General features: G+C 62.2%; 12 protein-coding genes. 4 read left to right on the top strand and 8 right to left on the bottom strand.

Annotated features, from left to right (window positions below; translation table 11 throughout):
• Positions 1–119: 119 nt before the first annotated feature.
• From Q352_RS22875 to Q352_RS22865, 4 genes are read right to left on the bottom strand one after another with little or no spacing between them, the layout of a single operon-like run.
• A complete protein-coding gene (locus Q352_RS22875; RefSeq protein ID WP_084300177.1) occupies positions 120–1214 on the bottom strand; it encodes a lysine N(6)-hydroxylase/L-ornithine N(5)-oxygenase family protein in 1095 nt (364 codons plus the stop codon).
• A gap of 40 nt (positions 1215–1254) precedes the next feature.
• Positions 1255–3039, bottom strand: coding sequence for an IucA/IucC family protein (locus Q352_RS22870; protein ID WP_084300175.1), 1785 nt, complete (start codon positions 3037–3039; stop codon positions 1255–1257).
• Positions 3036–4067: a GNAT family N-acetyltransferase gene (locus Q352_RS0113370; protein ID WP_028499780.1), complete on the bottom strand. Its 1032-nt coding sequence runs from the start codon at positions 4065–4067 to the stop codon at positions 3036–3038. The genes Q352_RS22870 and Q352_RS0113370 overlap by 4 nt, the downstream gene beginning before the upstream one ends.
• The gene (locus tag Q352_RS22865) at positions 4064–5833 is read right to left on the bottom strand and encodes an IucA/IucC family protein (RefSeq protein ID WP_084300173.1); all 1770 of its coding nucleotides are present in this window, start codon (positions 5831–5833) and stop codon (positions 4064–4066) included. Before Q352_RS22865 ends, Q352_RS0113370 begins: the two co-directional genes overlap by 4 nt.
• 127 nt (positions 5834–5960) lie before the next feature.
• Between Q352_RS22865 and Q352_RS22380 the strand changes: the two genes are divergently transcribed.
• Both Q352_RS22380 and Q352_RS24315 read left to right on the top strand, forming a co-directional pair.
• Positions 5961–7166, top strand: a complete 1206-nt coding sequence (locus Q352_RS22380; RefSeq protein ID WP_028499779.1) for an MFS transporter — start codon at positions 5961–5963, stop codon at positions 7164–7166.
• A 97-nt stretch (positions 7167–7263) separates the two neighbouring features.
• The gene (locus Q352_RS24315) at positions 7264–9498 is read left to right on the top strand and encodes a TonB-dependent receptor (protein WP_028499778.1); all 2235 of its coding nucleotides are present in this window, start codon (positions 7264–7266) and stop codon (positions 9496–9498) included.
• Between the two features lie 48 nt (positions 9499–9546).
• Here the strand turns inward: Q352_RS24315 and Q352_RS21110 are convergent, their stop codons facing one another.
• From Q352_RS21110 to Q352_RS0113335, 4 genes are all read right to left on the bottom strand, one after another.
• Positions 9547–10053: a DUF2867 domain-containing protein gene (locus Q352_RS21110; protein ID WP_051528950.1), complete on the bottom strand. Its 507-nt coding sequence runs from the start codon at positions 10051–10053 to the stop codon at positions 9547–9549.
• 77 nt (positions 10054–10130) lie between these two features.
• Entirely contained in the window at positions 10131–11051 is a 921-nt protein-coding gene (locus Q352_RS0113345) for a helix-turn-helix domain-containing protein (RefSeq protein ID WP_028499777.1), read from the bottom strand.
• 36 nt (positions 11052–11087) lie between these two features.
• Complete coding sequence (locus Q352_RS0113340) at positions 11088–11657, bottom strand: Tll0287-like domain-containing protein (RefSeq protein WP_028499776.1); 570 nt, start codon at positions 11655–11657, stop codon at positions 11088–11090.
• 85 nt (positions 11658–11742) lie between these two features.
• On the bottom strand, positions 11743–12624 hold the full coding sequence (locus tag Q352_RS0113335; RefSeq protein WP_028499775.1) for an EamA family transporter: 882 nt from the start codon (positions 12622–12624) through the stop codon (positions 11743–11745).
• Positions 12625–12742: 118 nt separating this feature from the next.
• Between Q352_RS0113335 and Q352_RS0113330 the strand changes: the two genes are divergently transcribed.
• Together Q352_RS0113330 and Q352_RS0113325 are read left to right on the top strand one after the other, a co-directional pair.
• Complete coding sequence (locus Q352_RS0113330; RefSeq protein WP_028499774.1) at positions 12743–13522, top strand: AraC family transcriptional regulator; 780 nt, start codon at positions 12743–12745, stop codon at positions 13520–13522.
• Positions 13523–13583: 61 nt separating this feature from the next.
• Entirely contained in the window at positions 13584–13955 is a 372-nt protein-coding gene (locus Q352_RS0113325; protein WP_028499773.1) for an ArsR/SmtB family transcription factor, read from the top strand.
• The last annotated feature ends 3 nt before the right edge of the window (positions 13956–13958 follow it).

The following is a 13958-nucleotide window of genomic DNA, read 5'->3' as shown; positions in this document are numbered from 1 at the left end:
AGAATGGCATTGGCGATGATTGCACCGCGCCAGGCTGCCAGGCTCAGTTGTGGATCCGCGATGCCGTGGCTGTGAAGCCCGCCGTTCTGCACGAAAATATGGTGGTCAGCCGGCCCGTCCTAGGGCACCGAGAAATCATGACGCAGCGGCAAATGCCCTTGCTGATCGATATTCAGCCGGCCCCGCAATGGTTCGATGCAGGCGGGCAGCCGGGTCAGATAACCTGTGGCCAGAACCACTACATCAGCGTCGACGTGATGGATCCGGTCATCAAAGCCATTATGGGCAGCCAGTATCCAGCCGCCAGCGGGGAGGCATTCCATTGCCCTTACGTCCCGGTGTGGAAGGATGCGCAGCCTTTGTTCCCGGCCCTCCTGCAAGCTGCTCAGATAGAGTGTCTGGTAAATCTGCCTGAGCGTTTCGTGTGAAATGCCATTACCAGTCAATGTTTGCTGCCTGATCAGCGCGGGCTTGCATGCCATTGGCAACGAATGGAACGCGTTGACATAGCTGGGGGTGAAGAATTCGTTACTGAACGGTGCCTCGTCGAGTGCCTCCAGCGTGTGCCGCCGTGACAGCCAGCAGATCGATTGTGTCCGGCCACGTCGACCAGACATCAGGTCAAGCACGACCTCGGCACCACTTTGTCCTCCGCCGACAACCGCAATGCGCAGGCCTGTCGCGTCGGGAACCCGCGCCAGATAGTGATGGGAATGCAGGCAGCGCGGGTGTTCATGCCGACGGGCCCAGTCGGGAATGTTGGGCGTAAGTCCGGTGGCGACAACCAAATGTCGGGCATGTTCGCACTTCCCGTCGAATTGCAAGCGGAAACCGTTTTCGCTCCACCTGATTTCTTGCACTTCGTGCTTGAAATGCAGGTTAGGCAGTTTTTCTGCCACCCACTGCAGGTAATCGGCAAACTCATATCGTCGGACATGGGTAAAGCCGGCATGAATGAAGCGATGAAAGCGGTGTTTGGCTACCAGATAGGCAATAAAAGAATATGCGCTAGTAGGGTCTGCAGACAAAACCAGATCTTTGAGAAAAGAGGTCTGCATCGCTGCATCGTCGACCATCATGCCCGGATGCCAGTCAAATTGTTCGCGCCGGTCAAAGAAGGCGCTGCGGATTCTTCCGTGTGGGGCCAGCAAGGCGGCAACACTGAGGTTGAAAGGGCCCGCACCGATACCCGCGACATCAAAGTGAATGGACATGACGATTCCTGAATTCGAGAATGAAATAGAGGGCGAGTGGCTATTTCCCGGATGGCGCTCCGAATATCAGGGGGTTATCCAGCAAGGGGCCCGGTGAATGAACGGGGCGCTGGGCCATATCGCCATAGCCATGGGAAAAGCGGGCCCGATTCAGCGACAGGAGAGGCATTTTGTGACTGAATAATCCCAACCTGGTAAAACGTGGTGCAAGTGTCGGATGGCTGTCCTGATAGATCTGCAAACGTTTGGCAAGTAGTCGATAGAAGGCGTCTTCACTGAATACGCCTTCAATTTCCAGTTGTGGCGCCATGAAACGGAACACACTGGCGAACAGTCCGGTCCACAGGTGATGTATCAGGAAGTGGGGAGGCAAGGCTGGCAACGCATCCCATGCCTGCACTGGCAAGCCGGGATGGCTGGTCCAGTCCTCATCAGTGCGAAACAGATCTCCTTGATAATCCTTGAGCAGGATGCCGACCGGAAGTTCATCCCGGAAACGCAGCATGAGGTTCTGACCGTGAGCGATGAAGCCCAGACCGTAGCGTGCCTGCAAGTGATACAGCGGAACGACTGCCCGGTCGAACAGGAACGTCAGCCAGCGTGTTGCACCGGTACCCGACATATGGATCAGTTCAGCGGCAAGTGAGTGGCCGCTGTCATCCTTCTGCTGAAGGACCGAGGCCATCACGATGCGTTCGCCAGTACCCAGGTGCGAATGCGCGCTTTCGCGCCAGACTGCGCCGAGCATCTCGTCGAACTGATAGGGAGTGCCCGGAAGTGTGTGGTAGACAGGGTGGGGAATGAAGGCAGTAGCTGCTTCTTTCAGTGCTGTTGTGTTGCAATCTGCCAACAGGGGATCGCTGGTCAGCAGCTGTTGCAGCCAGATTGACTGCATGGGGGAGTGGGACAGATGTCGAGCTGACAGGCCTCGATATGCCGAGGTCGTGAGCAGGCTAAGCGACAGCTTCAGGTCTGGTCGGGCCGGGCGATCGATATTGCTGAGCGTGCGCAATGACGGCTGGGGAACATAGCAGTCTCCTGCCTCGCCTAGTGGAAACATGGCACCTGCGGCAATTGGCCCTGCAAACTGCCGGGTAATCATGGCCTCCCATTGCCAGGGATGGACGGGCATCGTCCAGTATTCAGAAGAGGGGAGCAGCCCAGACAACCGGTTATGCTCGGCCTCATTGCAACTGGCCTCCAGCAGACGACTGGCAGTCCAGCCTGGTGCATATACGGGTTCAGCCAGTGAGTGATGAACGGCGAGCCAGTGCAGGCGAAAAGCAGGGGCATGTTCGGGCGCATAGCGCTGATTGTCGATAAAGCTCCAGCCAATACGGCCTTTTGACGGGATTGCTTTCGGGTGCCCATCAAGCAGGCTGTGCAAGTGGTGAGATGGCAAAGCCAGCCAGTCGCGAGCGCACAGTCCGCGCCGGGCCGCCAGCATCTGGGTATCTGCGGCCAGTGTGTTGAGTGTTTCGCTCAGGTAATTGGCCAGTGTCGCCGGGTTTTTCACCCGTCCTTCCAGCACGCGGTGCAGTACAGTCATTGCATCTGTTGCCGGGCTGCCATCTGCAATATGGATGACACTGCCGGGATGGATCACGGGGTGCTGCCAGCGATTCAAGCGACCTTGCCAGCAGTAACCCCCTGTCGGAACAGACACTGAAAAACGACTGCCGTTTTCCGATTGGCTAGCGGTGATTAGCCCCTCATAACACAGTTCGGCCAAGGCCTTTTCAATCAGATTGACATTGGCCTGCCGCCAGAGATCCGGATCGTGCAGGCCGAGCAGGCCCAGCTCATTGCCCCGGCTGGCCCTCATTCCTCACCCCACGGACCATGCTGTTCGAAGAATACTTCCCGCTCAAGCATCAGCAGCGCCGCGCGCTTATGAGGAAAGTCAAACTCCTTTAGCTTGGCAAATCCCTGATTCTGCAGATGAGAGATAAACCGGACATTATCGATATGTGGCTCTCCCACCAGCCTTTGCGTGCGAGAGTCGTCCAGAAACACGTAATGACTGACCGCTCGCATCCAGGCGATGGTCTTTCCTTTGCTGGCATGACGGCTATTGCCAACTAATAGATGGCAACCACGGTCAAAATCCTGCGCTGCATAGAAGGGGGCCAGTCGGTCCTCTTTTGCCCAGTAGACCTCAAAATAGGCAAAAGGCTCTCCATCGAACTCGCCCATCAGTGGAAGAACACCCGCGTCGTCGATCTGTGCCTGCAGATAAGCTGCATGTGCTTCACGCTTTCCTGCCAGTGTCCAGAAGCGATGTACCCGATCCATATTCATCCAGGCATGGAATAGCGGTAGATCCCGGCGGATATTGGCAACCCGGAGCGTGAACGTGCATCCCTGTCGGGGCAGATAGCGTTGGTAGACCACACCTTGTGGCTGTGGTGCGCGACGTGGATGGCGCCTGCCATGGCTCATGACGTATTCAGTGGCAACTCCGGACACCCCTGGGGTGGGGAGCCACAACTGTGGCTGTTGCCAGAATACCGCCCGGCTGCAGCCAAGCCGCCAGCCATTTGCCGTGGCAATGCGCCTCCCCATTATTCCCATCCTCACCAGCGTCACGGCGAACTCGTCCGTGCAGCCGGTATCGAGCATGACATCGCGCAACGATGGCTGATGGCAAAACAGTTCGGCCAATAGCGGCATCAAGGCCAGCGGGGGCGTTTCGGGATGCAGCGGGCCAGTCAGCAGAATACTGTTGGCTGCGGGTCGGCTTAACTGCAGGGTGGCCATTGTCACACTGCCGACCTGCAGCGTAACAAGGCTGTCCTGAATCGTGCTTGCTGCCAGTCTCTGGTCTGGCAGACACAGCGAGAAGGCGCTCATTGATGACTCTCCGGGTTCGCTGCGGCAGCAATTGGATTGCGCAGCGGCACGTACGAACGGAACGAGTCCTCCGGATTTGCCGTTTCGTCCAGACCACGGAGGCTGAGCATGAAGTTGCCTTTGCTCATCAGCATGGGAGAGTCGAGCAGGTAGTCGATGAAGTGCGGAAATCTGGGAGAGGTGCGTCGCAGCGCCAGCAGAGAGTGTCGCAGACGTTCAGCAAGCCGCATTTCGTCTACCAGGCCATCGGCCCCCAGCGTGGCAATCAAACTCAGTACATTGTTGACGATCAGGTAATAGCCCAGCAGATGATTGGCCATGGTTTCATTGAAAGCCAGTGTGCTGGCGCTCCTGATCCCGGGAATCTGTCCGGTGAGTTCAGCGATGGTTTCCGGATGAAATGCGGCGCCCTGCCCATCACGGAGCCAGATGCCGGCAGGCCAGCCTGACTTCAGTGTCAGCACGGTGTTCTGCTGGTGAGCGCTGAATAGAAAACCGTAGTCAGCCTGGGCAATCAACAGCGGTTTGAGTGCAACGGAAAGGAAGCAGTCAAACCATTCCATGGCAAGTAGGGTGAGGGGGCGCTGCTCTTGCGCGGCAAGGTCAACGATCAGGCGGCTGACCATTGATGCCGTACCGTTTGCCCCTTCCTGGTACAAGGTGGCCATGACGTAGGACGTGCAGTCGGGCGGAAATGGGTTGTCACGGAAAATGACAAAACTTTCTGCCAGGGGATGACCGTCCAGCGTTGTCAGCGCCAGTGCACCATGCTCATGCAGGATGCCGAGCGTCGGGCAGCGATGGCGCAATGCCTTCCCCTGCTTGCTCGAGAAGATATCGCGGACCAGCTGGCCGCGCATGACCTCATCCATCCGCAGCACGCGTCTGGAATTGGTAATGCGTACTGACAGTGAAAATTTCAGCATGGCCGGTGCATGTGGCGAATACAGGGTTCGCAAGGAAGATGTCGGAAACCAGTCTGTACCGGCTTCTCCCAGATCAATCAGGGCGTCGCGGCTGCGCCAGTGATGATAGGCAGGGGCCCGGCGCAGCACGCCAGCCTGCCAGGGATGGACCGGCAGCCATTGCCAGCCCTCGCTGTGCGGGTAGCGGGTCATCATGGTGGATAGTCCCGGATCGCTGGTGATCAGTGCATCGGGAAGGAAGGATGAGCCGGGCCTTGCTTGCCACAGCGCCCCGGCCTGCACGGCAAACCAGACCAGAGGAGTGTGCCCACCGAAATCCGGGCTGTAGCGAATGTGGTCTTCACGGGTGAATTCGTCCCGGCTCTTGGGGGTTGGGTGAACTGCATGGCCATAAACCAGCCCTTGCTCTGCGGCGAGGAAACCTGCATCAGGCCAGCTTGGGGCCTGGTGGTCCGCGTCTGCATCAAGCAGTGTGGCTGCGCTGTCCAGCACACGGAGAAGGAAGCGCCGGCGTGTGCTGTCATCAATGTCCGGTGCCAGCGCTGGTTCACCTGCGAGCAGGGAGACCGTCTGGGCAAAATCAATAGCGAAAGCGGGACCGCCAGCCGGAACAAAGTGAACAGTGCCGTCAAAACGATGCCGGCCCGACAGGGAGAAATATTGCAATGGCACCTGCAGCACTCCCTCTGGACGGGTCAGCGGCAGGCAGAGCGTTCCGTCCTGACCGGACAGGTTGCTGTTCTCGGCCGGCAGGCGTTTTGCAGGAGACCATTCACGCCACAGTGCGTTCATGAATGCAGACAGTGAGGCGCGCTCGCTGAGGACTGGGCGGGTGTTCATGGTGGGGTTCCAGGAATAGGTACGGTGCGTACCATCAAGCTAAATGACAATGATTCCTGTTTGCAAATCCGGGTGATGTTGCAAAGAATGTCCGGCGGTGGCTGTGCCGATCTGACTGGGGGAGAGCATGGAACAGGGGAAGTGCGCACCTGGGCAGAAGGCTGGCGGGGGGCGTGAATGGACGCAACTGATATTGGCTGCTGCTGGCATGGTGATGGGGATTGGGCAGACAGCATTGCTGACCACTTTGCCGTTACTGATGCAGCGAACCGGTCTGGCACTTGAGTTCATCACCATGATTCTGGCTTCTGGCTCGCTGGCATTTCTGGCAGGGGCGCCGTGCTGGGGCCTCCTCTCTCGCCGTTTGGGACCGCGCTGCATCGTTGCAGTGGCCCTGGCAGGGTTCGGGCTCAGTCACATGCTGCTGTTCTGGCAACTCGGGCAGGGTAGTGACTGGGAAGGGCAGGGCAAAACACTGCTGGCTGGTCGGTTCCTTTACGGACTGACGGTGTCAGGGCTGGTGCCGACCTGCCAGGCTTGGCTGCTCGCAGGCGCATGCCAGCGGCAGCAGCGAGCTGTGCTGTCCCGGTTTTCTGCTGCACTGGCGCTGGGCCGGTCGTTGGGACCGGCACTGGTGGCAGGGAGCCTGTGGTTAAGCCCGTCGGGCCCCTTTTTGCTGGTAGCGCTGTCAGCCTGGCCGGTTCTGCTGATGCTGCCGCTGGCGGTACCCTGCCATGCAGAATCGGGATGCGCCGGCTGGCCTGACTGGCACCTGCAGGCGCTGCTTGGCTGGCCGGTACTGACTCTGGTTATCGTGACCGCATTTGGCCTGATGCAGTACGCGCTGGGCCCCTGGCTGATGCTCTGCATGAAACTCGATGCGGCGACGGCATCCTCACAGCTGGGCTGGATGCTGAGCGCTGGCACGCTGGTGGTGGCTGCACTGCAGATCGGGGTGGTTCCTTACTGCAAACCGGGGCGCAGCCTGCTGCGGGCCGGAAGTGTGGGGCTGGTTCTGGCAGGCATGCTGCTGGCGCAGGCAACGACAACACTGACTGCAATGGGAGGGGTTGTGGCTCTGGGCGTGGCTGCTGCGCTGCTTGGACCTGACTGCACGGCACGTGCCCTGCAGGCTGCAGGCAAATCGGGTCAGGCTTGGATGGCTGGCATGGTGGCTACGGTGCACACCACCGGACTTGCCCTGGGGGCTGTGCTGGCAGGCTGGACGCTTGGTCTGTCCCCTTCGGCACCGTTCTGGCTGGCTGCCTTCCTTGGGCTTGGTGTGGTTCTGGCGTCATTAATGGCACGGGTACCGGGGGAGGCGCTTCGCTGATGCCAGGACGCCGTCTGCTTGCCGCATGCCGTGCCCATGCCGTTTGCCGCCGGGCAGGGGAAAGCTGTGAAATTCCAATCCGTACAGGGATACAGCCATGCCCATTTATTCCCACTATGTTCGTTTATGCCCTGTCTCTGCCGCATTGCTGCTGGCACTGGGCAGTCCTTGCGTCCAGGCTGGCGGTTCGGCCCTGGACACGGTTGTGGTGACCGGCGCCCGGGTGCCGACCCGGATCAGCGAGCTGCCCCGCAGCACCTGGGTGGTGGATGCTGACGAGATTGCCCTGCAGGCGCGTGCCGGCGTGCCGCTCAAGGTGCTGCTGGGCCAGTTGGTTCCGAGCCTCGATGTTGGCCCGCAAGGGCGCAGCAACTATGGCCAGAACCTGCGGGGACGCTCGATGCAGGTGATGATCGACGGGGTGTCGCTGAACAGTTCTCGCGCGGTCAGCAGGCAGTTCGATTCGATCGATCCGTACCAGATCGACCGCATCGAAGTGCTGTCGGGCGCGACCGCCCTCTACGGTGGCGGGGCGTCCGGTGGTGTCGTCAATATCGTGACCCGGCGGGGCTCCGAGGGGCTGCACTTCAATACCGAACTCGGGTTGCGCTCCGGTTTTGAAACCGGCAGCGATCATGACTGGCGCGCCGGGCAGTCGGTCTCCGCCGGCAATGACCGGGTGACCGGTCGACTTGGGGTGGCCTATCGTCACAATGGCGCGGCTTATGACGCGGCAGGCCGTCAGGTCACGCCCGATATCACCCAGACTGATCTGCAGTACAACCGCCAGCTCGACATCCTCGGCAACCTGGACTTCAGGCTGCCCGCCGGGCAGCGGCTGAAGCTGACGACGCAGTACTACGATTCAGGTTTTCACGGCGACAAGGCGCTCTATCTCGGACCGAATCTCGCGGGCGCATTGCGCGGGCGGACGGAATGGCTGGCGGTCCGGGATGGCTTCCAGTCGGACGTGGTGCCGCGCTCGACGCGCGCGATGGCGATGTTCGACTATGTGCTGCCACAGGTGCCAGGGGGACAGGATTTGTATCTGCAGGGGTCGTGGCGCAGTGAAAAACTGGATTTCTATCCGTTTCCTGGTGTTATCACCGGCATGACGGTGAGGCCGCCACGCGTGCCGTACTACAGTACATCGCGTCAGCGCACCGGCACCCGGGCGCTGAAGGTGGCACTGGTCAAGTCGCTTGGCGCGGCCAGGTTCACTTACGGGATCGATCTTGACCGCGAGAAGTTCCGGGCGCGGCAGGTGCTGTTCGATGCACGGCGGGGAATGGCGTCGGGGGGGCTCGTGTTCCGGCGCATGGCTGAAGTCGGGCGCTACCCCGGGTTCCGGGTGGAAGGCCGCTCGCTGTTTATCCAGTCCGACTGGCAACCGGCTGAAAGCTGGGGTCTGAGCGCAGGGCTGCGGCATCAACGCATGGCGATCAGCGTGGATGACTTTGTCGATACCCGCCAGCAGGTACTGATGGCCAATCGCATCGGCACGTCGTCTGATGCGATTCCCGGGGGGAGGAACCACTATGCGGTCACCTTGCCGAATGCCGGCGTGGTGTACCGCTTCAATGCCGCCAATCAGTACTACGTGAATTATGCGGAGGGTTTCGAGCTGCCCGACCCGGCCAAATACTATGGGCAGGGCGACTATGCGCTATCCGGCGGACATCGCGGGCACTGGGCACTGAAGAGGGGCGTCAGTGTGACGGGTTCGCCGCTTGCGGGCATCAAGACCCGGCAGCTGGAAGCGGGCTGGCGAGGGCGCGTCGGCAAGCTGTCGGGCCAGATCGCCGCCTTCCATGCCTGGTCCGACCGGAGCATCGAATTCCAGAAATCGACGCTGGCCATCCGTGTGCTGGATCAGGGCACCCGGAATCATGGCCTGGAAGGGCGTCTCGATTATCTGCTGAATGCCCACTGGACCGTGGGCGGGACGGCCCTCGGTATTCAGTCCCGGGAACAGCAGGGTGGCCGCTGGCAAAAACAGTCCGTGACCACTGCCAGCCCGTCCAAGACCACGCTGCACGTGCACTGGCAGGACGGGCCACTGCAACTGCGCCTGCAGGGCGTGCGGAGTTTCCCGTTGCGCGATGCCGGGAGGCAGACGCTGGAGGGGTTCACGCTGGCCGATCTGCTTGGCAGCTACAAGCTGCCACGAGGCACGCTGAACTTCGGCGTGCAGAACCTGTTCGATCGCCAGTATCCGACGCTGTGGAGTCAGCGTGCCCGGCTCTTTTATGACCGGATGGTGGCCCCGGAGGTCGTCGACTTTCAGGGGCGTGGACGGACGTTCAGCCTGGCGTATGGCATTGACTACTGAGTGAGAAGAGGCCGCAGGCCCGCTCCGGTGGCGGGCCGTCCGTGCTCGTCACCCGGCAATCCCGCACAGCCGACGCACGGTGGCCCGGGCCATGATCGGGACAATCAGGCGGTGGAAGGGCCTGACCAGTGCGAAGTAGCAGACGCCGACGGCATTGTGGGTTTTCACCCAGATGGACATGGCCAGCTGCGGGCCGGCCGGCCCGTGCAGCAGTTGCAGCGAGGTGCGGAAATCCAGATGACTGTCGTTTTCCCCCAGCACCACTTCCTGCTCGTCGAGTGCCAGGATGCGGAAAATGCCGATGCGCTGGCCGACCCGGAACGGCGTCGGGACAGGGCCGGGCGCCGCGCGGGCGGTTTTCAGTCCGAGCGGGGTGACCAGCCGGTTGCGCAGCGCCATCAGGGCGAGCAGCCAGGCGGGAGAACTGCCGAAAAAGGCAAGCAGCGCCTGCTCGATATTGACCGTGGCCGGCAGGGCTTCAATGCAGCAGTCCTGATAGGCGCCGGCCGGCAGGTCGTGGTGCAGCAGGGAGGTGAGCGGAATGTGGTCCAGCATGGCAGGTTCCGGGCAGTGAAGACCCGCCCATTCTGCTTTCGGCCGGCAGGCCGGTCTTGTAGCGAAACGACAGCGGCTCAATAGCCCGATGGACCAAACAGCTGGCCCATCCGGGTGGAGGCGATCCGGTACGGCCAGAACGCCGGATCGTCGCGGGCAAGGCCGGCCGCCAGCTGGCCGGGGGTATGGCCGGTAAAGCGCTGCAGGTCGTGGTGCAGGTGGGACTGGTCGAAATAGCCGGCTTCGGCCGCCAGTCCGGCCCAGGAGTCGATGCGGCGTTGTCCGCAGATGCAGGCGGCAATCAGCCGGCTGCAGCGCAGTTGCTGGCGGAAGCTGCGCAGCGACTGGCCATAGCTGGCAAGAAAACGGCGTTCGAACTGGCGCTGGCTGATGCCGAAGCGGTCGGCCAGTTCGCCGGGGGCCGTGGCGAGCAGATCAATCGGCAGGTGCAGGTCTGCATCGAGTCCGGCCCGGCGCCGGCGCAGGCTGAACAGCAGGCGAAAGAACGCGGCGACCTGCTGCGACGGGTCGCGGGTCGCGGCCAGCGCGGTTTCGCAGCGTGCCAGCTCGCCGAGATCCTCACCCCGCAGCAGGGTGTCCAGCGGGCTCCGGCTGTCGACGATGGTCGCCGCCGGCATGTCGATCAGTCGCCGCAACTGCCCCGGCTTCACCGACAGGGTCAGGATGCGGGTGCCGGGCGCGGCCCATGCCTGGCGGGGGCCCTGGGTGCCGCCGCACAGATTGAGCCGGGCCATCTGCTGCTGCCGGTTCGCATGCAGAAAGCGGATGCCACCGTCCAGCACCAGCAGGAAGATCGGCTGCAGGCCGGCCGGCAGCAGGTACGGTCCGCCGGGAAGGTTCTTGATCAGCCCGTGGCAGACGCAGTCCGCCAGCGCGGGGGGCGGCTGGAACAGCCACTCGGACTGCGGGTGAAGGGCGTCTCCGGGGGAGATCATGGTGTCCATGGTGCAGGTCGGGGCGTTGGTTTCCACTGTCATAGTGTAAACAAGCCTGCCGCCTTGCGTGGCGTTCGCTCAGTCGAGCGGACGGGTCACTGACACCGCACCGCGGATCATGCCTTCCAGATAACCGGTGGCCTTGTCATGCGGGTAGTCGCGTGCCAGCGCCTGGCTGACATCGGCCGGGATCTGCTCGCGGCTGCCGTGACAGCTCAGGCACAGTGTCTGGACCGGAATCGCCTTCAGGTAGCGCTGTACCTTGCCGGTCGGCATGCCGACGATGGCGGTTTGCTGCAGCGTGGCCGGCGCCACGCCGGCCCTGGCCCGGGCGTCAAAGTCGAGCAGTTGCCGTTGTTCCCATTCGTCCGCCATGCCCAGCATCGGGTTGCGCGGCTTGAGGCTGACCCGGGTGACTTTCCAGCCGGTTTCGCGCGAGATCTCACCGGCCAGCTTCGGTGCCAGATCGCGGCACACACTGATGGCCGACACCGGACCGCGCGTGCTCATTTCCTGTTTCAGCGCCGTGCCAAGACGGGTCAGCAGCAGGTTGGCGGCATCTTGCGGGGTGGCGACGGCCGGGGCATCGGTTGCCCAGGCCGGCAGGCAGATCAGCGCACAGCAGGCCAGCAGGGAGAAACGGTTCATGGCAGTTCTTTCATTATACAAATTAATATAATGACAAGCGTATCGAATATGACGAATGCTGGCAAGCGCCATGACTGGCAGGCAGTCAGCCGACGGCGCGGCGTCCCACCAGCATTCGCCCTTTCATCTGGCTGATCGCCAGTGCGGACAGGACCAGCGCCATGGAGATCCAGCCCGTGGTGCCGGGGTGCTGGCCGGCGATCAGCATGGAACCGGCAATGCCGAAGACCGGGATCAGCAGTGACAGTGGTGCGACGCGTGATACCGGATATTCGCGCAGCAGCAGATTCCAGCCCCAGTAGCAGAAATGCGTGGCCGCGTAGACCTGGAACAGCAGCGAAAACACCGCGGCCCGGTCCAGCTGCGCGGCCAGCCGGACATAGGGTGCCGCACCGTGCGTCAGCCAGCCCAGCAGAAACAGCGGAAGCGGGGCGAACAGGCTGGCCCAGACCACAAAGGCGAACACCTCGCGAACCCGGGACAGCTTGATGATCACATTGCCGATGCTCCAGGCCAGGGCGCTGACCAGCACCAGTGCCAGGCCGAGCCGGGTGTCACCGGCCGGGCTGGAAACGAGAATGCCGAGCAGTCCGGCCACTGCCAGCAGCAGGCCGGCGACCTGCGGCAGACTCAGGCTTTCGCGAAACAGCAAGACCCCCCAGCCCAGCGTGAAGAACGCGCTGAACTGGATCAGCAGCGCGGCGCTGCCCGGCGGAACGCCAAGTTCGATACCCAGATTGATCAGTGCCCACATGGCCACGCCGAAGATCAGCCCGTAGCCAGCCAGCCAGTGCAGGCCGACCTGCGGCCGCCGGATGAAAAATACCCACGGCAGGGCCGAGAGGGTGAAGCGGATGGCGGTCAGCAGCAGCGGGTCGATGGCAGCCAGGCCAAGTTTGGTAATCGGGAAATTGAATCCCCAGACTGCGGTGACCAGAACGGCCAGGAACAGGTGTCTTGTCTGCATGGCAGGGTTTTCCGTAAGCATGGTGCCGGGCGGGAGTCGCATCGGCATGGCTGGCACTATGCCGTTCCCGGATTTGGCCCGCTTGCAATGAAGGGTCAATGATGAGTAGATTCGGGCCATGGAAAATCCTGCCGCCGATCCGTACCCGCTGTCGCCGCGCCATGTCGTGGTGACGGCGCGCGACTATCCGGATGGCGAGCTGTTCCCGGCGCATGCCCATCGGCGCGGTCAGTTTGCCTATGCCGATCGCGGGGTCATTTCCGTGCATACCGGGGCGGGCAGCTGGGTGGTGCCACCGCAGCGGGCGATCTGGGTCCCTTCCGGCCTGACGCACTCGATGCGGATGCAGGGGCCGGTCACCCTGCTCAATACCTATGTCCGTGCCAGTGCGGCCCGCCGGCTGGGGTTGCCGGTCCACTGCCAGGTGTTCGACGTGTCGCCGCTGTTGCGGCAACTGCTGCACAAGGCCGTCAGTATTCCCGCACGCTATGCGGACGACAGCCGCGATGGCCACCTGATGGGCTTGCTGCTGTACGAGATCGCGGACATGCCGGCCCTGTCGCTGAATGCGCCGCTGCCGGCCGAACCCCGGCTGGCGCGGGTGTGCCGTGACCTGCTGGCGCAGCCCTCGCTGGATGTCGGCATCGACGACATGGCGGCACGGGCAGGGATGAGCCGGCGCACCTTCACCCGGCTGTTTCGCCACTACACCGGCATCAGCTATCTGGAGTGGCGCCAGCAGGCCTGCCTGCTGGCGGCCGTCGTCCGCCTCGGTCACGGCGAGCCGGTAACCCGGGTCGCCATGGAGCTGGGCTACAGCAGCCCGAGCGCTTTCAGTACGGTATTCCGCCGCGTGCTGGGCGCGTCGCCCAGTCGCTATTTTTCCGGCGGATTGTGACGTGTCCGGCCGAGGCCGGATTCTGTTGCCATCATTTCGACTGTTGTCGTAATATCAACGAATGGAAAAACAAACTGCTGTCACTCTCTTCGAATCCCTGTCCTCCGGGGTGCGTCTGGACGTGTACCGTCTGCTGGTCCGCATGGGGACGGAAGGCATGGTCGCCGGGCAGATCGCCTGCGAGCTCGATATCCCGCCCAGCAGCCTGTCGTTCCACCTGAAGGGCATGGTGTGGGCCGGTCTGCTGAGTGTCGAGCAGGAAGGCCGCTTCCAGCGCTACCGGGCCAATATTCCGCTCATGCTGGACCTGATCGCTTACCTGACCGCCGAGTGCTGTGCCGGTCAGCCCGGTGCCTGCGCCGGCATGCGCGCTGCCGTGCCGCAGATCGAACCGCTGCTGCCACCGCTTTCTCCTGCCTGCAAAGCGAAGTGAATC

The sequence above is a fragment of the Microvirgula aerodenitrificans DSM 15089 genome (assembly GCF_000620105.1).
Lineage (GTDB): Bacteria > Pseudomonadota > Gammaproteobacteria > Burkholderiales > Aquaspirillaceae > Microvirgula > Microvirgula aerodenitrificans.
The sequence above is the reverse complement of the archived record's forward strand: the minus strand, read 5'-3'. Positions and strand labels throughout refer to the sequence as shown.

Excerpts from the sequence above, each read along its gene's own strand:
- Q352_RS0113335 (WP_028499775.1), bottom strand. The coding sequence starts at position 12,624 with ATGCAGACAAGACACCTGTTCCTGGCCGTTCTGGTCACCGCAGTCTGG.
- Q352_RS0113370 (WP_028499780.1), bottom strand. The coding sequence starts at position 4,067 with ATGAGCGCCTTCTCGCTGTGTCTGCCAGACCAGAGACTGGCAGCAAGC.
- Q352_RS0113325 (WP_028499773.1), top strand. The coding sequence starts at position 13,584 with ATGGAAAAACAAACTGCTGTCACTCTCTTCGAATCCCTGTCCTCCGGG.
- Q352_RS22380 (WP_028499779.1), top strand. The coding sequence starts at position 5,961 with ATGGAACAGGGGAAGTGCGCACCTGGGCAGAAGGCTGGCGGGGGGCGT.
- Q352_RS24315 (WP_028499778.1), top strand. The coding sequence starts at position 7,264 with ATGCCCATTTATTCCCACTATGTTCGTTTATGCCCTGTCTCTGCCGCA.
- Q352_RS0113345 (WP_028499777.1), bottom strand. The coding sequence starts at position 11,051 with ATGACAGTGGAAACCAACGCCCCGACCTGCACCATGGACACCATGATC.
- Q352_RS0113330 (WP_028499774.1), top strand. The coding sequence starts at position 12,743 with ATGGAAAATCCTGCCGCCGATCCGTACCCGCTGTCGCCGCGCCATGTC.
- Q352_RS22870 (WP_084300175.1), bottom strand. The coding sequence starts at position 3,039 with ATGAGGGCCAGCCGGGGCAATGAGCTGGGCCTGCTCGGCCTGCACGAT.
- Q352_RS22875 (WP_084300177.1), bottom strand. The coding sequence starts at position 1,214 with ATGTCCATTCACTTTGATGTCGCGGGTATCGGTGCGGGCCCTTTCAAC.
- Q352_RS21110 (WP_051528950.1), bottom strand. The coding sequence starts at position 10,053 with ATGCTGGACCACATTCCGCTCACCTCCCTGCTGCACCACGACCTGCCG.
- Q352_RS22865 (WP_084300173.1), bottom strand. The coding sequence starts at position 5,833 with ATGAACACCCGCCCAGTCCTCAGCGAGCGCGCCTCACTGTCTGCATTC.
- Q352_RS0113340 (WP_028499776.1), bottom strand. The coding sequence starts at position 11,657 with ATGAACCGTTTCTCCCTGCTGGCCTGCTGTGCGCTGATCTGCCTGCCG.